This is a genomic window from Ruegeria sp. HKCCA5929, from assembly GCF_013034525.1.
Classification (GTDB): domain Bacteria; phylum Pseudomonadota; class Alphaproteobacteria; order Rhodobacterales; family Rhodobacteraceae; genus Ruegeria.
This window is the reverse complement of record NZ_WQGE01000014.1, coordinates 1-19,086: the sequence shown is the minus strand read 5'-3', so window position 1 is coordinate 19,086 and position 19,086 is coordinate 1. Positions and strand designations below refer to the sequence as shown.

Genomic DNA, 19,086 nt, shown 5'->3' with positions numbered 1-19,086 from the left:
TGTTGTGGGTTAGTGTCGAGCTGGATCAATCCTCCAGTTCGAGAAAATCAATGCCACGCGGCCCAATATTCCTAGATGATTACACACCACAGCTTTCCGGACATGAAACTTTCCCGCTCCGATACGGATGGCTGAAGAAGGCCTTTGACGCTGTCAGCAAATGCGACGGTGAGGCGGGCGGAAAATCTGTATTTTTGGCCGATGAGGCCATCGCTCGATTTGGGCTTGGCAAGAATATGGTAGCGTCGATGCGCCATTGGGCGACGGCAGCCGGTATCATTGCCGACGGCAATGAGCCGAATTCCGTTACAACCTCTGCGCTTGGTAGAAAGCTATTCGGTGAGAGCGGCCTTGATCCCTACATGGAGCATCCGGCGAGCCTGTGGCTTATTCATTGGCAGATTGCCGGGCACCCAAAAAAAACGACGTGGTATTGGAGTTTTGGCAATTATCCTGGTTCAAATTTTGAACGTGAAAATCTAGCAAAAGGTATTGAAAAAGTTGCGAAAAATCGTGACTGGTCAAGAGTTGCTACGACCACGATCAAACGTGATGTTGAGTGTTTCGTACGGACCTATGTGGCGCGGCATGCGACCGTTCAAGCAGCTCACGAAGACACTCTTGAATCGCCGCTCGCGGAGCTTGGACTGATCAAGGCAACGGGGAAAAAGGACGGTTTCCGGTTTGTGCGCGGTCCAAAATCAACACTTGGCCGCGGCGTCTTTCTTTATGCGCTCATTGACTTCTGGAACGCATATTCTCCGGCACGCACTCTTTCCTTTGAGGCCATTGCCCATGAACCTGGTTCGCCGGGGCGTGTTTTCCTGCTTGATGAAAACGATGTAGCAGGCAGGCTTCTTGATCTCGAAGAGTTTACTGATGGGGCGTTTCGTTGGTCTGAGACGGCCGGCCTTAAGCAAGTCATTCGTGAAGGCGATCTCGATCTTCAGGCGGCCTTGAATTTTATTGATGCGGACTTTGGCCGTATATCGGAAAGGGAAGTAGCATAATGAGCCTTGCCGAGCGCATCCATATTGCCCGCCGTTTTCAACGCGCCATTAGGATCGATGCCGATTTCAACGATTCAAAAGCACTCGAAGGCTTTATTTGTCCGAAATCATCCGAAGATGTTCTTGCGACAACCGCCCACCACGTTGCGCAGACAGGTCATGGTGCTTTCACTTGGACTGGACCGTACGGAAGCGGGAAGTCAAGTCTCGTTGTGGCGCTCAGCGCGCTGTTAGGCCACGACAAGGCGTTGCGAGGACAAGCGAGCGCTGCCATCGGGAAGAAGACCGCGCAGGCCGTTCTCGAAGCTCTGCCACCCAAGACAAAAGGGTGGTGCATCCTGCCTGTCGTCGGGCGTCGGGACAATCCAGCGCGCGTTATCGGCGAAGCCATCGAAGCCGGAGGGTATGCGCAGAGCGTCAAAGGCACGACTTGGGACGACAAGCAGGTAGTTTCCACTTTAACCAAAATCGCTTCAAAACACCCGCGTAGTGAAGGTGGCCTGATCCTGTTCATCGATGAGATGGGCAAATTCCTTGAAGCCGCCGCGCAAGACGGATCCGATGTTTACCTATTTCAGCTTCTTGCTGAAGCCGCCTCTCGAAGCGGAGGGCGCCTTCTCCTGATCGGCATCTTGCATCAGTCCTTTGAAGACTATGCCGGGCGCCTGTCGCGGGAAATGCGCGATGAGTGGTCGAAAATCCAAGGACGGTTTGTCGATTTAGCCGTTAACGTTGCGGGCGAAGAGCAGATTGAGCTCGTTTCCCGCGCCATCGAGAATGGCCGTGACCCCGTCAAACCGGGTGTACGAGCAACTCTTGTAGCCGAAGAGATCAAGCGGCAAAAACCGGCATCTTCGGCCTACCTGCCGACAATCCTTGAAGGGTGCTGGCCTTTGCATCCGGTTGTGGCGTGTCTACTTGGCCCGATTTCCCGCAGGCGTTTCGGCCAAAACCAACGCAGTATTTTCGGGTTTTTGAATTCGGCTGAACCATTCGGGTTCCAGGACTTCATTCGCCACGCAGCCGATGAGGATATTTTCGAGCCGGCAAGGCTTTGGGACTATTTGCGCGTCAATCTAGAACCTTCGATCCTGGCATCACCTGACGGCCACAGATGGGCGATGGCCGCCGAAGCTGTTGAGCGCTGTGAAGCTCTTGGCGGTGATGAGGACCATATACGGCTGCTCAAGACCGTCGCACTTATCGACTTGTTTAAAGAGCGCTCCGGGCTTGTTCCCAACATCGCTTTGTTACGTAGCTGTTTAGGGGGTCTCTCTGAGGCGGACACCAAAATGGCCCTTGAGCAATTGCGGAAGTGGTCGCTTGTAATTTACCGCAAGTTCACCGACGCCTTTGCCATCTTTGCTGGAAGCGACTTTGATATCGACCGCGCTGTGGGGGATGCTCTGGAGCATGTTAGGGAAGCCGACTTCAATGTGCTTCAAAGACTCGCAGGCTTGCAACCCATCCTTGCCAAGCGCCACTACCATGAGACCGGGGCGTTACGATGGTTCGACGTTCACCTCGCGCCGCTGAATGGCTTGGTTGACAAGGCAATCACGTTCAAGCCGCAAAAGGGAACGATTGGCCAGTTCCTACTTGCTGTTCCGACAGAAGGTGAAAGCGAGGAACATGCGCAAAAGATTTGTCGTGAAGCAGCGCGGCAGTCGCAAGATTGGGACATCGTTGCCGGGCTTTCGCAACGGGCCTGGGCAATCACCGATCTTGCGCGGGAACTCATAGCCCTCGAAACAGTGAGGGAAGAACATCCAGACCTGGCAGGCGACCCCGTTGCGCAACGCGAAGTTCAGGCGCGGCATACCGCGCTGCAAGGGCAACTCGAAGAAGAGCTTCGCCGTGCCTTCGATCATGCCACTTGGCACCGCAAAGGGCGCAAAGAGCGGCACTGGTTGCATGCTGAACTCAACAGCATGGCATCCGAACTCGCAGACGCCCGCTTTCCAAAGACACCGCGCATCCAAAACGAGTTGCTCAATAGAATTAAGCCCTCAAGCAATGCGGTCGCAGCGCAAAACGCGCTCTTGCGCCACATGGTCGTGAATGAAGGCGAAGAACGCCTAGGCATCAAAGGATTTCCGGCTGAGGGTGGGCTCTATGCCTCTCTTCTCGAAGTCACTGGGCTCTACGTCAAAGACAAAAAAAACTGGCGTTTTTCCCAACCTGAAAAAGGCAGGGATCCTTGCGAATTGAAGCCTTTGTGGGACGCGGCGGCCGATTACCTTGCTGCATCTGAGGACAGAACCGTCGATGTCGCCGAGCTCTACGAGCTTTGGGCAGCGCCGCCATTTGGCCTGAAAGACGGACTTATGCCGGTTCTGGCCGTTGCATTCATAATGTCGCGGCGCGACAAGGTCGCAATCTATCGTCAGGGTGTTTTCCAACCGCGCTTCAAAGATGTGGATGTTGAAATGCTAGCAACAGACCCGTCCGAAGTTCAGCTTCGTTGGATGGACCTGTCGGCAGTAGCACGTCGGCTTTTGTCTGGCATGGCGGATGTCGTCCGTACGCTTGATGAAAGAAACAGTTTATCGCACCTTACACCCATCGACGTAGCGCGGGGACTTATTGCCATTTATGAACGTCTCCATGCGTGGACCAAACGCACGACGCGGCTCTCGGCCAACGCGGTCCATGTGCGTAACCTATTCAAGCATGCGAGCGATCCAAACAAGTTCTTGTTTGACGATATTCCTGCCACCTTCGGCGCAGATACCGGCCTCGATGATGATGCAGTTCTCGCAGCAATGATAAAGGATGTTCGCGAGGGCCTTGAAGAACTTTCCAACGCCTATCCTGCAATGCTGCGAAGGCTTACCGATTTGATGTTAGAAGAGTTGCAGGTGCCCAACGCGTCGCCGCAAGCTCTTTTGGAGTTGCGAGAGCGCGCGGAAAACATCCGGGCGCTTGGCGGCGACTTCAGACTTGAGGCCTTTGTTGCCCGCCTTTCTCAATTCGAGGGCAGTATTCCCGACATTGAAGGTATCGCGAGTTTTGCGGCCGACAAGCCACCGAGCTCCTGGACTGACCCCGATCTGGACAAGGCGGCCATTGAAGTGACCGCCCTTGCACAGCAGTTCATTCGCAATGAGACCTTCGCTCGCGTGAAGGGCCGCCGCGATAAGCGTCAAGCTATGGCAGTCGTGGTGGGAGTGGACGGCCGCCCGGCGCCGGTGCATGAGGAGTTCTCGATCACTGATGCTGACCGTCAGGATGTCGAGGCGCTTATCGAGCGCGTTGAGACCGCTCTTTCGGGTGCTGACCCGGATAGGCGCAATGTCATTCTCGCGGCCCTTGCCGAACTCAGTGCACGGTACATGCTACCCTCCACGAACGCGAAAGCGGAGGCTGACGCCGACGAAAGGGCTGTTTCATGACGGCAAACTTAGAAAAACACGTTTTAGGGCTTTCGGGTGGAAAGGACAGCGCCGCCCTAGCGGTCTATATGCGCCAGCACCACCCGGAGTTGGAAATTGAGTACTTTTTCACCGACACCGGAAAAGAGCTGCCTGAAGTCTATGAATTCTTGGGGCGGCTTGAAGGGTTCCTCGGCAAGCCGATCACAAGGCTAAACCCGGACAGGGATTTTGACTTCTGGCTCAAGCGCTACAACAACTTTCTACCGTCTCCGCAAACCAGGTGGTGCACCCGCCAGCTCAAATTGCGGCCGTTCGAGCACTGGATCAAACCGGTGCTTCAAGATGGCATCCGCGTCTACAGCTACGTTGCAATCCGCGCCGATGAGGAATACCGCGAAGGCTACAGCTCCAAGAACGACAATTTGATTATCAAGCTGCCGTTTAAGGACGACGGGATCGACAAGGCTGGTGTCACGGATATTCTGGAAGATTCGGGACTTGGCCTGCCACGTTACTATGACTGGCGCTCACGTAGTGGCTGCACCTTTTGTTTCTATCAGCAAAAGATCGAGTGGGTGCGGCTCAAAGAACATCATCCCGAGGCGTTCGAGGAGGCCAAGTCGTACGAGAAGGACGCCGTCGCGAACGGCTCGCCCTTCACCTGGTCGCAAGGCGAGTCTTTGGATGAGTTAACGGCACCGGAACGAGTTATTCAGATCAAGGCTGACTACGAAAGAAGGCTGGAAAGACTGCGCGCAAAGGTGCAAGTGAACCCGCTTCGGAGTGAAGTTGACGCAGTCGACATTGATGAGCTTTTTGGACAGGCCAAGGTTTGCTTAGCCTGCCACAAATAAGTGAATTCACAGTTCCAACCAAACAGAAAGGCGTTCCCAAGAAAGCTCAGCCAAACGTTTCGAGCGACTGTTGAGGAATTCTAGTGTCCACTCGTCACTCTTGTCCGCAAGGCTTTTGCAGAGTGGGAGATAGGTAGCATTTTTCAGGATTTCTTCACCTTTCCTGCTAATTGTTAGCCCAACCTTCTTGCAGTCAGCTTTTCGTTCTACCAATTCCTCATCCGTTTCCGCGGACAACAATCTATAGAGCAGCCGCTTGTGTTTCCAACTCCTGTTCCCGACCATGCCATTCTCAGCTCCAGGTAGCAGCGTCAGATTTCCAAGTAGGTCCACTGTTTCAGGATCGTCAAATATGGACCCGTCCCAGCCACCGGCAGATTTTTGCGGCGCTATATGTTCGACGGTCAGGTAATCCTTGTCGTGCCAACGCTCGATGCTCAACAATGGCAGGGTTCCTTTGCGACCCTTTTTAATTAACCCTGGTTTTGCTGTGTCAGGTACCGCATCGTGCGACGCCAAAAAAAGGAGATATCTTGCAATCGTTTTTTGCGGATATATCGGCTTTCTTATGACCGCCTTCACCCAATTTTTTTTGTCAGCAATACCCTCGTCAATCAGAATTGATTTCAGAGCTTTTTTGTAATTCGGTAGCGATACTGACCCAACATGCCCCTTTGGCCTAGCTGCCAGTGGACCGTATTTATTGTCGATCTTATCGCTCAGCACTTGCCGGTACCTGGTGTCGATACCCGCTGCCCCTCCGTAAACTGCTCTCCACATAACTGAAAACGCAATGCTAGCACGTATTGCCGACTCAAAATTCTCGAACTTCGCATCAACGTCGTCGTCGCTGGCAACTTCAAATTCCCCAAAAAACCTGGTTAGGGGGGCCGCAACAATGTGGTGATTGATCTCTTTTAGCACTTCGAGACCAACCAGAGTCTCGGTGTCCAGTTTTTTTCCAGCGCGTAATGAGATTTTTTCGTCTTTTGATCCCTTCCAAATTGTTCGCATAAACTTAGCAAGGTTCGACAGTCTCTGTACAAACTCCCGTTTTTCTTCGAGTGTACTGAGGTCGGCACCGTCAAACTGGTCACGCAAATACTTCCTCTGGTCTACTAGTTTCTTTTGGAGCTTCTCTCCCGTTTCTGAGAGAGCAAAAGGCACTAGCATCTCAGAGGTGGCCTTCTGCTTCTCTTCTGCTTTCTTGAATTTTTCTAAATAGGCTTCTATCTCGCCAACAAACTGAAAAGATGGGGACTTTTCGTATTTGGCCATTTCCTCCGCTTCAATGACCTTGGGCTTGAAAGTTTCAAAAGCTGTCAGTGGTTCACCGGTGGTATTCAGCGCTTCGAACATGTCGAATGCGTCGTCTTCACTCTCAGCCGTCACGACCGTAAATGCCATTCGGTCATTCAAGTACTTAGAAAGAACCAACAGCCGCAGCATATTGGAAAAAGTGCCGTATTCCTCATCTTCGACCCCGTCACGCACAAATTCGACAACTTCGTTCGGCAGGTCAAAGCCCCAAATTGCATCGCAGAGAGACTTGTTTTGAACTATTCCCAGAAGTTCTGGAAAATCGTTATCAGCATCCTTCCAGTCGGCAATATTTTTAATGCACTTTACAACATATCGGAATACATCGACCACTGCACTATAGTGCTGGTCGGAGTTCCCATTTTCGTCTTTAGGGTTGTATCGGAACAAATTGCCCGGTTTGTCCTTCGTGTGCAGAAAATACTCCCAAAGCAATCTTGCAATCGGACTCCGATAAACCGCTTGCACATCCCGCTTGGACCAGACGTCCTCATATGACCGAACAATTCTAGGGTAGTATCTATGGTTTTTGTCACCGGTTCGCATATCGAGGAAGAGAGCGTCGTTCAGATCGGCAACGAGCTTTTCCACTTGCTCCCTAATCCATTCGAAGTGCGCGCCACTAGATTTAGCTGTCTGTTCCTGCCACCGACACAACAGGTTATGGATCGCGACATTAATCATCAAAAATGTGCTGATGCGTTGCTGCCCATCAATGATCGTCATGACTTTAGAGGGCATTTCCGTCTTGAAAATCGGCTGGACTGTAACATGTTTGGTGTCGTGAATTGCGATTATCGTACCCAGAAAGCTGATTGTATTACTTCTTTTGTGGAGCAAGTGGAGGCCATGTATCGCGTCTTCAAACAAGCGGTCGACGTTATCCGCCCCCCAAGAAAAAGGCCGTTGATAAGCTGGGATATAGCACCCTTGGCCATTGGTGATCAAAAAGGACCACGAACTCTGTGCCGTAGCTTTAAATACGCTTTCGATATCAACGGACATCTTGCTCTCCTTGCCGTCCTTTTACAACGACGGTTTGCCTTCGTTTCTTCTATTGGCGCCGTTATTGGCGGTCAGGTTTATATCAAGTGCTCCAGATCATACGCTCTCAGCACTGGGGCAAGTGTTTCGTATGCATCGGAGCGGTTTTCTGAAAGAGACGAAAATTCAGCCACACGGCCAAGCTCGGATTTAATCAAGCGCTTGGCGTAGTGAGAATCCGTTTCAAAGTCACTGGGCAACACCACAACGAAATCGTGGATGAGGGCCTGTTCCTTACCCGGCGAGCGCCGAAGTATGCGGCCGCGGCGCTGAACGAACTGCCGAGGGTCACGAGAACTGGCGAGGATGTAGGCAGTGCTGCAAGCCGGAACATCAATACCTTCATCGAGGCACCTAATCGCAACCATAGCGTCAATCATGCCCAAACGGAAATTTTCCATGATGTTGTCCCGGTCTTTCCGAGATTCACGAGAGGTAAACCGAGAGACATCCCATCCCATGCTATGAAGCATCGCACTCACCGCCTCAACTTGGCGTTTACTCTGGCGAATGCTCTCTTCTGAACTCTCTTCGGTTTCGTCGGTCTCAACCGTGCCGTCACCACAATAAAAGAGTGTGTGTTGTGTTGGCTTATCGCCGGTTAGAACTGCTTGCAGCATCGGGATTTTGTTAGCCGCAGAACCAATTAGTCTTGCGCGACGCATCAACAGACCGGTGAGCTGAGGCGACATCTCGCTCGCTTTCTGGGCGCTCTTCCGAGCCATAATGCGACCGATCTGCTCTGATAGCTCCACAAACTCCTCTGCTTCGTCCTGCGTGAGCTCAACTAGATGCGGATAGTAGACGTACGGCGTGAGAACCTTGTCGGTGATCGCTTGCTTCAACGTATAGCTATAAACAATGTCGCCATAGAACTCGTTCAATCGCTCATTTCTTTCTTCGTCTAGGTAGTGCTCCGGCGTTGCTGAGAGTCCGATGCGATACCGCGCATGGATCGGCAGAAAGCCCTCATAGGCTTTGGAGGTGTGATGGTGGCACTCATCGCCAATCCAAAGCAACCGGTTCCCCTTTATCTTGTTCAAGCACTCCTGGAACTCAGGACTCTTGAGCGTACGGTTGACTACAACTATGGCGGCAAAACTCCTGCTTCCCATGGTCAGCTCGTGGACTGTGTTGCGAAGCTTTTCCTCCCAATTCGCCCGCGAGACGTAGCATTTCACTGGGTAGATGTTAAATGTAGACAGGATGTCCACCCATTGGTCGGCGAGATTTTGATAAGGTGCTGCAATCACACATATGAGGCCGTCTATAACTTCGGAAAGCTTGACGATGGCATGGATAGCAGTGATCGTTTTGCCTGCGCCGGTCGCGAGATCGAAAGTGCCCTGAAAATCGCCTTTGGCCTTCCATGCTTCGAGAGCAGCGATTTGGTGATCGCGCATTTTGAATGGCTGACCATTGATCGTCGCCGGTTCGCGCGGTTTGTTTGATACCGTGCTAACGGCCGTACCCGTCCGCGCTTGTATTCTAGCGGCGATTTCAGCTTCGATTTCCGGATCTGGCGTATAATCAAGTGATCTGGAAACGGAGATCAGCTTGTCTCGCACGGCAGTCGGAATATCTAAGACCGCCGTTGATGGGCTTTCATTTTTCCAGAGGCGATCAAAGCTCTCAACGTGTGGATCGAAGAACTCCTGATGCTCCGGCATCCACGACTTGAATACATTGATAGACTCGTAGTTATGTGTGGGGAGCAATGCATGTGTGCTTTCGTTCGCCGATCCTGCGAATACAACCCTGTCTTTAGCCTCATCAGAAATCACGCCAACTTTGTCATGATACATGCCGCGCTCACGCAAAGCGATTTTGACTTCAAGCCGTCCGTGTGCCACCAACCAGGAAAGCGTCTCAAAGCGGTTTTGGAACAACTCGTCACTGACGTGTGAAACCATCGACAAGAGTTCACTACCAATTTTCTCCGAGATCTCTTTTTCCCTATATCCTTGCTTAACTGCTTCCAGATCCTCACGGTCTGAAAAGGCTCCTAGGATCAACCGGATTTGGCCCCCATTTTTTACAAAAACCGATAAAGCCTGCGCCGCGTAACTGATTGTCGAGGCCGAGAAAAAACCAACCGCGCGATCATAGCGATTGGCCACTGAGAGTGTTGGGAAGTAAAAATCTTCCAGTATGTTATCAAAGTCGGACTTGTATACGCCCTTGTAGCTCAAATCCCTGAGCATTTAGAAACTAATCCCCGACACATCCGGCTCTTCGTCTTCGACGGATAGGTATCCGAGCTCCTTTAACACTTCCAGGATGTCCCGGTCTGGGTACTCTCCACCGCCGCGATTCATTGCTTCATGTATTATTTGCAGCCCGCCGTTGGCGTACTCTTCAAATATCTCTGCGCAACGGCTCTCCTCTCCATCCTTGAGGATTTCAGGATCTTTGGTTTCAGCCAAGGCAATCAGGTAGATCAGGTCCTCGGCGTCACCTCGTTCAAACTGCTGATAGGAGACATCCTCGACACCTGCTTCGCGGTCCAAAGGCAACCGTCGTTTTTCCGAGTGGCCGAGCAGGGCGGCAAAACAAAGCAACTCTCGAATTGTCGGAAATAGTGTCCTATCCGCACCCGGAAGTTTTTGCATGGACAAGCGCTGCACAATGTCCTCGTAAACGCGGCTCCGGTTAATGTTTGGAGATCGGCTGCTCATGGGCGGGTAATCTCCCTGATCTCAGTTCCGTCAAATTCAGCGTCAAACATCGCAGTCTTGAATTCTTCACCTTTGAAGTACCGGCTTTCCTGTTTCCGGTCGCCGCGTGGTTCTCGATTATGCCGGACGAGGAGGTACTCGGCGCCCAAATGCTCTTTGACTGCATTCAAAACGTCTTCCGATCCTTGTGATTTCGACACCAAAAGCACAACTTGCCGTGCCATCTTCGGAATAAATTCCGCTGTTGTAGCGCGGTAAGCTTCGTCGAGTTGACCGAATGGGGAGTCCAAAACAAGCGGGGCAATCGTGCCAGGTAACAGGCGGTAGTCCTGTGCATTTTTCCGAATCTTAGCAAACTCTACGAGAGCTGCGGTAAACGAGAGACCGAGTAATTGGTTTTCACCACTGGATTTTGGCAGGGCCGTTCCGTCTGCATTTACCAGGCTGATAACATAGTCGTCAGTCATACGTAAATTGAGGACTTTTCGCGTAGTGGCTTCCAGAATCCTCCTAATCCCAGCGCGCAGGACTTTTCTCGCTTGATCTTCTTCCTGGACAAGCTGAACTTCGAGTTTCCCCTTTAGGGACTCGCACAGATTGCGTCGGCGAGCGTAAATCGCTGTCTGCTTGTCTTGCTTAGCAAGCTCAGTGATATCCTTATCGATCCGCTCTTTTTCGCGTTCGGTTGACGATACATTCGTTTTGAACGCGCCGATCTTCCGGTCGATCTCGCGCAACTCTTCTTTCAATTCTTCACGCCGACGCTCGCGCTCCGCGATGTCCTCGAAATTGATACCTTTGAGTTTCTCGCTGATTTCCGCTAGTTGGGCTTCCGCGGTATCGAACTCGTCATTCGCGTCTGCTAGGCGTTTCTTTGCCGTCTTAAGCCTTACTGGGGACTTGGCGCGCTCAGTCTTTAGGCTGGAAAGTCGAGCACGGACTTTGGATACTCGGTCGCGCATTACCTGGTTGGCCGCCTTTTGCAACAGGCTTGCCACTTTCTTGCTTTCGGGGCTTCCCGGTTCGAGCTTGGCTCCGCAAATGCATTCTTCGGCTTCCAAAACGTCCCTCACGAACTCTTCGTTGTATGGAGAGGGGATGCGCCCGCGGTGCTGTTTTTCGTCTAAGAATGAGAATGTCTCTTCCGTTATGCGTTTCGAGACAATGAACCGGCCATTCTCCCCAAGCCATTTATAGACCTCGTCAGAGAATTCTTTTTTCCTTTTGGCGGCCCTTTGAAGTTGGCTCGTAAGTCGATCCCGGCTTCTTTGGAGCTCTTTTGCAGCGCTGGTATTGCGGAGTTTTGTGTCAATGTCGTTGATCTGCTGGTCGGTTTGCTCACGTTTTTTCTCAAGCTGCGCGATGCTTGCCTTCGCAGTCTCAGTTTGAGTGGTTAACGTGTCCAGACGTTTGTTCAGCTCCTCAATGCGCTGCGTTGCCGCCGTTTTAGGAATCTGCTTTCGGAATTTAGCGGACACGGCGTGGAGGTCAGCGATGGCCGTCTCAATCAGTGAGCAGCCAAGGATGTCTCGAACAGCGCTTTTGATTGAGTTTTTGTTGTTCTCGCCAAGGAATACTTCAGCATGTTCTCCATCGAACAAGAAGTGCGAGGCCATGTCACGAGGGATCACCGTGTTGATGAATGTATCCGGTGAATCGAGCGTGATCTGGCTTCCTTCGTCGATCCGGGCAACAAGAAAGTCCCTTTGGGACTTCGAGTTAATGCTAGAGAAGCGTTTGGCTACGTAGCGGCTGCCATTGTGTTCGAAGAATACCTCCACTGAAGCCGTCGTTTTTCCGGCCTTCCGAGCGTCGTAATTTAATATCTCTTCTTTCTTCTCAAATCGGGCCGTTGTTTCCCCGTAGAAGCACCACAGCAAAGCGTTTAACAACGTCGTTTTCCCGACCCCGTTTTCAGCATAAATGATTGTGACATTCTTCTCTGGGTCTTCCGAAAACTGGATATAAGTTTCGCCGAAAAAGCATCGAAAATCTGTAAGCCTGATCTCTTCAAGTATCATTGCCTGCCTCACCGAGCTTCGTATGGCGTTCGATAATTTCGCTCAACTTACGTTGCCGCTCCGTTTTCACATTGCGTTTTTCAAAGAAATAGCTTCGCTCAAGTTCGATGATCTCTCGGATTATGGGATCGTTATTAGTGCTTTCTTCCGGATTGCTCACCATGGGCCCCATACATTTCAACCAAAACTTGCCGCACGTTTGCAGAAGGGATAAAGAAACGCAATGCCTGTAGTCTAGAAAGATTCTGTAAGTACATATAATATATATGTTTTTAATCAACCTTGATACAAAGTTACGACTTGCAAATTGTGGTGTATGACTTCATCATAGATCTTATTGTCCACTCAACCGCCAAGTAGCATAAGGTAGCCGAACGTGCACGCACAGCCTGTCGCTCGTTGGACGGCTTCCTGAATGCGACCCCGCCCGAGCCGGAATATACCAAACTGCCAGTGCCGGATGCACAGCTTTCAGCCAAAGGTTTGGTGGTCGTGCCGCCTGGATCTTCCGCTTCTACTTTACGTGGTGAGACGTTCCAGATCTCAGCGGGAGAAGCCCTGGGTGTTGCCGGTAAGAGTGGATCAGGCAAAACATCACTGGCCAAAAAATGTATTTACAGATTTGTAACTAATCCAATACGTAAATTAACCTTCTTAAACGAGAAAGCCCTCGGCGTTTGCCGAGGGCGATCCCGAAAGAATAACCGGTATGTCCGGCTTATATATTTGATATACGCCCGGCTTTGCATTTTTCAACATTGGCGGCGGATTTTAAACAAAGCGCTCGATTTGACCACGCTCTCTAATCTCAACGTCAACCTCCAAGCCCAACTGACGACCTATGACGATCAGCTTCTGAAGAGAATGGCCTTCCGTGCGGCCATTGACGATCTGGTTCAGGTCAGTCCGTGTAACATCAATCAGACCTGATGCTGCTGCATCGGACTGGCTTATTTGGAGCTTGCTCATCCGCTTGGCAATAGCCAAGCTCAGAACGTCCTTCAGTTGGTCAATTTCTCGATTTTTTCTCACACTATCACCGTAACTGTCTCGTATTCTAATTGGGCTGAGATGTTACTAGTATCAAGTATAAACGTCTAAAAACAACAAATTACCGGAGTTTGATACTGTAGTAGTTTCCGCGACATTCAGCCCAACGCCGAAAGATCTCGATCCGGAATGGAAATGAGTATATCTCAAGCTCTCCAACATAGACAGCTACCCTATATCGGCCATCGTATTTTGGACTTCGCAGAAGCTCTGTCTGACCCATCTCCACTTTGCCATAGCCGTTCCAAGGATAAGATGCGATCCGGATATTGGTCTGATCAGACTCTTCAGCGGCTATGACGGCTAGACCTTTGTGAGTGTTCACGAAGCCGCTCAGGTAAGTCCTACTACTTGCGGCTTTAATCTTGCTGACCGTTAGAATACCGCTACCAAGGCGCTTGCTCGTCATTTCACTGGATTCCTAAGTACTACTCTGAAAATGGTTGGTAAGATGAAAGTTGAAATCGGCTCCTCTAATTTCTGTAAATTATTCGCATCGAACTTGGAGAAATCGATTCCGATATGGGTTTACTGGAATCCAATTAAGCATTGAGCGGCAGCTATACTCTTATTGTAATTATTAGTAATCTCGACTTTGGCTATGCAACAAAGGGTCTTGAGATCTCCCAATCGGAGGAATCCCCCCTAAGCACCGTACGAATCCCCCTTAAAGCAACCAAGCAGCTTACGCTTTTGGAGTCGTTTGAACAGCCAGAGTCCAGCCCTGGTCGTTGGTCTGAATAACTATAGGAAGGGGTTCGCCTAAGACGGGTGTCAAAACCACATGACAATCCTTGTTTTCAGGAGGCTTCGTTTAGGAAGGATTGAGCCGCCCAAATTCGGATACAGACTTGCTTATTTTCAAAGGATAACAAAATAAGAGATTGAAAGAATAACAAAAACGGTACGATGACAGGTTGCAGTCAAAGCGAGCAGGGCAGGGGCAGTCCATCTGAAAAATCCAGATGGAAATCGACCGATAGCAGGCCCGCATATCACGGAAAGATGGTCTACAGTGGCCTGAAAATGGCTTTTCAGTCCCCAGCTGAGTGGGTCGCTGAAGAGATGACGGGTAGACTTTTTCCGGAGTATCCAATGCCTGTCTCTCTGGCAGACATGGACCCAGGCACGGACATGACGCTGGCGGCCGCAAAGATCATGCACCTTGTGTTCGCAACTGTATGGTACGCGGGGTCTCAAAGAGTTCTACTCCCAAAGAAAACAGCTAAACGGTTTATTGCCAGCAGTGCATCTGCGGTCAGTAGTAAGGACGCAAAGGCAGCGGTTCAACGGCTGGAACGGAAGAAGGTCATCGTTTCAGCGTGTGGTGTGCTCGGAGGCAGGAATAAACCGCGACCGATCCCATTGTTTGAGTCTGTTCGTGATCACAACCGGTTTGACTATGAGTTTGTCGTGTCTGATGAAATTTGGTCGATTTTTCAGTCGCCCAAAATGTATACATATATCGGCCTCGATACGATCCGCAGGTTCAAAAGCGTCAACGGAATATACTTGTACACAGCGCTCACAGGGCTGTTTGAGGTTCAGAAACGCAGGAAAAACCTACACTCGTACTCTATTCTGAAGCACCGCCGTGGCGTCGACCTGAAGACCGGGAAATCTCTCTATCCCAAGACTCGCAAGCAATACGTTGCAAATATCTTGGATGTGCCCTTTGGGGACCTTGCGACGTGGACTGGGATGCGCAGCACGGCGGGTGGCACTGAACCCAGAAGGATCGAGAGAAAAGTTGGTGATATTTGTACCGGATATCTGAAATCTCATGGGCACTTTATGGAAGACCCTGATGTATTCGGTATCTACCCGGCATCGGTTGATGAGGCAGGTATCAAGTTCGAATATTATGAGGCAGTGCGTCCGATTGAATACCAGCGCATGAGCCCCGAAGCCAAGAAGTGGTACATCCTGAAGACCAACAATGAAGATCTCAGGCAAACACCAACGGCATTTCAGCTAGTCCTCAGGCTGGCCGGCATCGAAGACGGTTACCGAAATGCCCGGCGTGTTCACGATGAATGGAAGCACTACATCTGGACCGCCCGCGATACGTACCCAGGTGACAAGCCAGGCGCCGAGCATTTCCGGGATTTTGCCGACTTGTTGGCTGAACGACGCTCGCTGGAACACCTACCGGCCAAAGAGATGAAGTTGGCCGAGGCACACTGGGCTTGGCTGGAGGGCAAAGCCCCAAGGCCAGAAGAAGGCATAGATGAAACCCCGCCGGTACCGGTTGAAGATCCAGACGAAGATGTGGTTGTTCCAGAGTTCCCGGAGCTACCAGAGGTTCAGGAACCCGATGAAATGGAAGCCTTCAATATCGAATTCATGGGGTTGCGCCGCAGCCCTTTCGAGCACAACAGAGTTCTACGAGATGTCGATGGAGAGAGACAATACCTCCACGATGGCGCTTTGGATGCAATCAGAGTTCGTTTAGAGGTTATTCCGTTTCTGACTTCTAAAGAGGTCGGAGCCATAAAGGCCCAGCGAAGAATGTAAATTGTCAACACTGGTAGCCTACAAATTGTCAACATTTGTGGAGCTGTGCTTGGGACCGGGCGCCGAGGCTATAGTAACCAACTTCCACAGATTGGGTGGCATTAGCTGGTGGATTAGGTTCCGGGGGGATTGTTCCGGGAGCGTTAGCTGTTTCTGGGCAGCGACCTTCCTTTTTGGCCCCAATGAGGGGGATTGATCCGATTCCGATAGCGTAGGGTTTTAGTATCCAGATGATCGTTGAGGGGGATGGATGCAGTTTTGGAGAGAGAGTTTGAAGACGGAAAGATAGACTTTGATGTCAACAAATTGAGTTTTCGATTCCTGTACCCATTACTCCATCCAAAAGTAACCAAAATCCACAGAAAAGTAGGAAGAAACAGCAGGCCTGAATCTATCATGGTGACAGCATAAATCCTGGCGAAACCTCACACTTTTAAACCGGTTTCGAGACAATTTTTGGAGACCAGTTAGGCTCGAAGGTTAAAGGGGTGTCGCGAAAATCAACACAGCCATCATGCACGCTCAGCGCGTTCACAGTTTTCGAAAAAATTTGATCTTGGGAACAATGTCCAGTCGGGATCCGGATAGAAAACGGGAAGTCGAGTTTTTGATAGATAACTTTGCAGATCAGTGTCTGCGCATTGAGTTCTGCATAGCGGCCGCGGCGAGAACGGTGATCGCGTGCGCCAGTGATCAGTGGGCAGAAAGTGATATCGAGATGCGTCGCCAGGAAGCCGGATCCTTTTTGTCAGTTGTTTGCAGGCTTGGCGGCACTGTTTGCGGCTTCCAAAGGTCGACCTTCGATTTTTGCGAGAATTCGTGGACAAGCAACTGGGGGCCTGGGTAGAACAAGGACACTGCTCATGCCTCACCCAAAAACATTGCTTTCTCGGAATTCCGCTGGCGAAATAGGCCGCCCAGCTTTTCACCTAAGTGACCAGGTGGCCGGAATGATGACAACAGCAATCATCTCGGGGCCCGCTTGTATGTGAGATGAGGCGAGGTCTTCAGACTCTGCTGTGAGCATTATCATGGTTTCTAGAAACCGTCTCATGAGCTTTGCGATGGTCATCAATGAGAGAACGGCTTGAGAGCAAGTTTGGCTCCGCGAAGCCTATTTCTTTGGCGGAAGACGGAGCTACGGCGAGGAGTTGATCGATAGCTGAAACAAATACGCTTGTACTATAAACTTTCTGTTTTCCTCTTGTACTAACAAGTGGTTAAAGTGAGGTTTCAAACGGGGCCCAGCTGGTGTAGTTGTGAAGTCCGAAAGTATTTTTTGTCACAATTTGTGACTTCCCATTGTTATCACTTACTGATAACCCTATATACAGGAGGTCCGGTGAGAGACCACAGTTTGGACACACTGCTGGAGCTCCATGGGCAGACGTACTTTCTTGGTGACAATGGTTTCCGGGTAAAGTTTGACGTACGCAGAGTGGAAGTAACTGACGAACGCCCTCACGGGCTAAAGTATTCTTTGACTCTTCATGAGCCAAAGGGGGATCGTGTTGTCGGTTTCGACAATGCACATGCAATTGAAATCGGGAACGGCCCGGCAAAGAAAAAGTTAACCAAATACGATCATAAGCATCGATTCAGGACGATTGGTCCATACGATTATGAAGATGCAGCCACACTTTTGGGAGACTTTTGGGCCGAGGTTGATAGCGTTCTTGATGAGTTGGGAGTGAAGCTATGAAAACCTTAAAAGTTGGGATCATGACATATGATCAGATGAAAGAGCGGACCATGGCTATCGCACGAGGTGAGTACAAGCCTAAGTCTGGCGAACCCACTGTTTGGTTCAATTCAGTAGAAAGTTTTTCGAAGGTCTTGTCCGCAAGAAACAGAGAGCTTCTTGCGATCATTGCTAGAGAAAGACCAAAATCTCTTGGTGAGCTCGAATACATCTCTGGGCGCAAAAAGGCGAACCTTTCACGGACTCTGAAAACGATGTCGAAATACGGGCTGGTCAAGCTAGAAAAAGGGCACCGTGGTGCGGTGAAACCACGAGTGCCCTTTGGAAAAATCAATCTAGATCTAGATCTTAGACTCTCGGCTTAGGCCCCCAGCACACTGATCTCGGTCAGATACCCCAGCGCGAGAGTTTATGGTTGGGTGGGCTCCGCTCCCGTCGCGCTTGCCCAATCAGACGACAAAGAATATGAAAACCAGACCCGCAAACTCTCGTTATGAATGAGGGAGCCTCGGGGGGCAGGTCACTGAGTCCAACATGTGCTATTCAGATCGACCATTTCGGTCAAAAACATAGGACTGAGCAAAGCCGTATTTTGCTCCATATTCCGGCTTTTCCCTATTCTCTCGTAGGTCAATGGTATTCACCACTCGATTGTAGGTGGTGGAGAATACCTGTTCGACTTGAACCAATCCAAAGGTTCGACTCTCGAATCCGAAATGTCTCTCCAAATCTATTCCGCGAAGGGCGGCCTCAAACATCTCATCGACAAAGTCAATTAGATACTTTTCTTGGTCGCTCCGATGCTTGATGATGAACTCCTCAAATCCGAAGTTACAAAAACCTTCGGTGAATATTTTTTCACCGATAGCTACATCTTCAGCGTCTAGGTGCTTTACCAAGGTTACACACGCCGAAAATAGGTCCTCGCCTTCAATTATCTTCTCCAACTCCCGCGATGACAACTTATGCAGAGCGTTTCCAAAACAAAACTCGCCGCTTGGGAATATTCCAGCAACCGATTTGAAAACGCTCAGGCATAACGTCAAAGCGCGGGATACATCAATTGGCCGAAACGCAAAGGGGAAAACGGAAAATACAAATCTTCGCCGTTTTGTGAAATTAACAAGTTCAAAGAAATCGTCGTGAAGGCCTAGGCGTGCTTGATCTAGGCCGTCTAAATCAACAACTCGAACATACCCCCAGCTAGTCCTGAATGCTGCTGACGTTTGGAATAACTGTTCACTCTCGAACTTCCCGTTCTTTTGAATTCTCTCAACAACCTCATGGAAGTTGAGATCGGACGACATTGTGAAGTACTTTGAGCTTCTTGCAAAAATCAAAGATTCCGGATCAGACGGCCAGAACCCCACGACCTCGTCATCCGCATCAGGTGTTCGATGCATGTTCTCCGTGGTTGGCTGCATCCATCGGCTACGAGGCAGGCTAAAGGAATGGCGGTTTGGACTCGACATCTCGGACAGACTTAGACCGCTCTCCTCATAGTTCGCGCTTG

At 50.6% G+C, this 19,086-nt stretch carries 13 protein-coding genes; 6 read left to right on the top strand and 7 right to left on the bottom strand.

Annotation, left to right across the window (positions count from 1 at the left end; translation table 11 throughout):
* Window positions 1-50 precede the first annotated feature (50 nt).
* Genes GOV90_RS20675 through GOV90_RS20665 form a run of 3 tightly spaced genes read left to right on the top strand, consistent with a single transcriptional unit; the run spans window position 51 to window position 5,241 of the window.
* A complete protein-coding gene (locus tag GOV90_RS20675; RefSeq protein WP_171172908.1) occupies window positions 51-1,010 on the top strand; it encodes a DUF4007 family protein in 960 nt (319 codons plus the stop codon).
* Window positions 1,010-4,405 (top strand): ATP-binding protein, encoded by a 3,396-nt coding sequence (locus tag GOV90_RS20670; RefSeq protein WP_171172907.1) that lies wholly within the window; start codon window positions 1,010-1,012, stop codon window positions 4,403-4,405. Before GOV90_RS20675 ends, GOV90_RS20670 begins: the two co-directional genes overlap by 1 nt.
* Window positions 4,402-5,241, top strand: coding sequence for a phosphoadenosine phosphosulfate reductase family protein (locus tag GOV90_RS20665; RefSeq protein WP_171172906.1), 840 nt, complete (start codon window positions 4,402-4,404; stop codon window positions 5,239-5,241). Before GOV90_RS20670 ends, GOV90_RS20665 begins: the two co-directional genes overlap by 4 nt.
* Window positions 5,242-5,247: 6 nt before the next feature.
* Here the strand turns inward: GOV90_RS20665 and GOV90_RS20660 are convergent, their stop codons facing one another.
* The 6 genes from GOV90_RS20660 to GOV90_RS21445 all read right to left on the bottom strand — a co-directional run bounded on the left by GOV90_RS20660 (window position 5,248) and on the right by GOV90_RS21445 (window position 13,273).
* Entirely contained in the window at window positions 5,248-7,566 is a 2,319-nt protein-coding gene (locus GOV90_RS20660; protein WP_171172905.1) for a DUF262 domain-containing HNH endonuclease family protein, read from the bottom strand.
* Between the two features lie 77 nt (window positions 7,567-7,643).
* Window positions 7,644-9,809, bottom strand: coding sequence for a DEAD/DEAH box helicase family protein (locus GOV90_RS20655; protein ID WP_171172904.1), 2,166 nt, complete (start codon window positions 9,807-9,809; stop codon window positions 7,644-7,646).
* Window positions 9,810-10,283, bottom strand: a complete 474-nt coding sequence (locus GOV90_RS20650) for a DNA phosphorothioation-associated protein 4 (RefSeq protein WP_171172903.1) — start codon at window positions 10,281-10,283, stop codon at window positions 9,810-9,812. It lies immediately after the preceding gene.
* Window positions 10,280-12,304 carry an AAA family ATPase gene (locus GOV90_RS20645; protein ID WP_171172902.1) on the bottom strand — a complete coding sequence of 675 codons (2,025 nt, stop codon included), beginning with the start codon at window positions 12,302-12,304 and terminating at the stop codon, window positions 10,280-10,282. The genes GOV90_RS20650 and GOV90_RS20645 overlap by 4 nt, the downstream gene beginning before the upstream one ends.
* Window positions 12,294-12,464: a hypothetical protein gene (locus GOV90_RS20640; protein ID WP_171172901.1), complete on the bottom strand. Its 171-nt coding sequence runs from the start codon at window positions 12,462-12,464 to the stop codon at window positions 12,294-12,296. Before GOV90_RS20640 ends, GOV90_RS20645 begins: the two co-directional genes overlap by 11 nt.
* 611 nt (window positions 12,465-13,075) lie before the next feature.
* Entirely contained in the window at window positions 13,076-13,273 is a 198-nt protein-coding gene (locus tag GOV90_RS21445) for a hypothetical protein (protein WP_371808858.1), read from the bottom strand.
* A 1,176-nt stretch (window positions 13,274-14,449) separates the two neighbouring features.
* Between GOV90_RS21445 and GOV90_RS20630 the strand changes: the two genes are divergently transcribed.
* The 3 genes from GOV90_RS20630 (at window position 14,450) to GOV90_RS20620 (ending at window position 17,938) form a co-directional block, all read left to right on the top strand.
* Window positions 14,450-15,871: a RepB family plasmid replication initiator protein gene (locus tag GOV90_RS20630; protein WP_171172899.1), complete on the top strand. Its 1,422-nt coding sequence runs from the start codon at window positions 14,450-14,452 to the stop codon at window positions 15,869-15,871.
* A 1,357-nt stretch (window positions 15,872-17,228) separates the two neighbouring features.
* Window positions 17,229-17,573, top strand: a complete 345-nt coding sequence (locus GOV90_RS20625; protein WP_254440156.1) for a DUF6516 family protein — start codon at window positions 17,229-17,231, stop codon at window positions 17,571-17,573.
* A complete protein-coding gene (locus GOV90_RS20620) occupies window positions 17,570-17,938 on the top strand; it encodes a transcriptional regulator (protein ID WP_171172897.1) in 369 nt (122 codons plus the stop codon). Before GOV90_RS20625 ends, GOV90_RS20620 begins: the two co-directional genes overlap by 4 nt.
* A gap of 174 nt (window positions 17,939-18,112) precedes the next feature.
* On the opposite strand, the gene GOV90_RS20615 is transcribed toward GOV90_RS20620, so the two are convergent.
* Window positions 18,113-19,086 (bottom strand): hypothetical protein (locus tag GOV90_RS20615; RefSeq protein ID WP_217352344.1); only part of this gene is annotated, 974 nt, incomplete at its 5' end.

Excerpts from the sequence above, each read along its gene's own strand:
- GOV90_RS20675 (WP_171172908.1), top strand. The coding sequence starts at position 51 with ATGCCACGCGGCCCAATATTCCTAGATGATTACACACCACAGCTTTCC.
- GOV90_RS20670 (WP_171172907.1), top strand. The coding sequence starts at position 1,010 with ATGAGCCTTGCCGAGCGCATCCATATTGCCCGCCGTTTTCAACGCGCC.
- GOV90_RS20665 (WP_171172906.1), top strand. The coding sequence starts at position 4,402 with ATGACGGCAAACTTAGAAAAACACGTTTTAGGGCTTTCGGGTGGAAAG.
- GOV90_RS20660 (WP_171172905.1), bottom strand. The coding sequence starts at position 7,566 with ATGTCCGTTGATATCGAAAGCGTATTTAAAGCTACGGCACAGAGTTCG.
- GOV90_RS20655 (WP_171172904.1), bottom strand. The coding sequence starts at position 9,809 with ATGCTCAGGGATTTGAGCTACAAGGGCGTATACAAGTCCGACTTTGAT.
- GOV90_RS20650 (WP_171172903.1), bottom strand. The coding sequence starts at position 10,283 with ATGAGCAGCCGATCTCCAAACATTAACCGGAGCCGCGTTTACGAGGAC.
- GOV90_RS20645 (WP_171172902.1), bottom strand. The coding sequence starts at position 12,304 with ATGATACTTGAAGAGATCAGGCTTACAGATTTTCGATGCTTTTTCGGC.
- GOV90_RS21445 (WP_371808858.1), bottom strand. The coding sequence starts at position 13,273 with ATGAGCAAGCTCCAAATAAGCCAGTCCGATGCAGCAGCATCAGGTCTG.
- GOV90_RS20630 (WP_171172899.1), top strand. The coding sequence starts at position 14,450 with ATGCCTGTCTCTCTGGCAGACATGGACCCAGGCACGGACATGACGCTG.
- GOV90_RS20620 (WP_171172897.1), top strand. The coding sequence starts at position 17,570 with ATGAAAACCTTAAAAGTTGGGATCATGACATATGATCAGATGAAAGAG.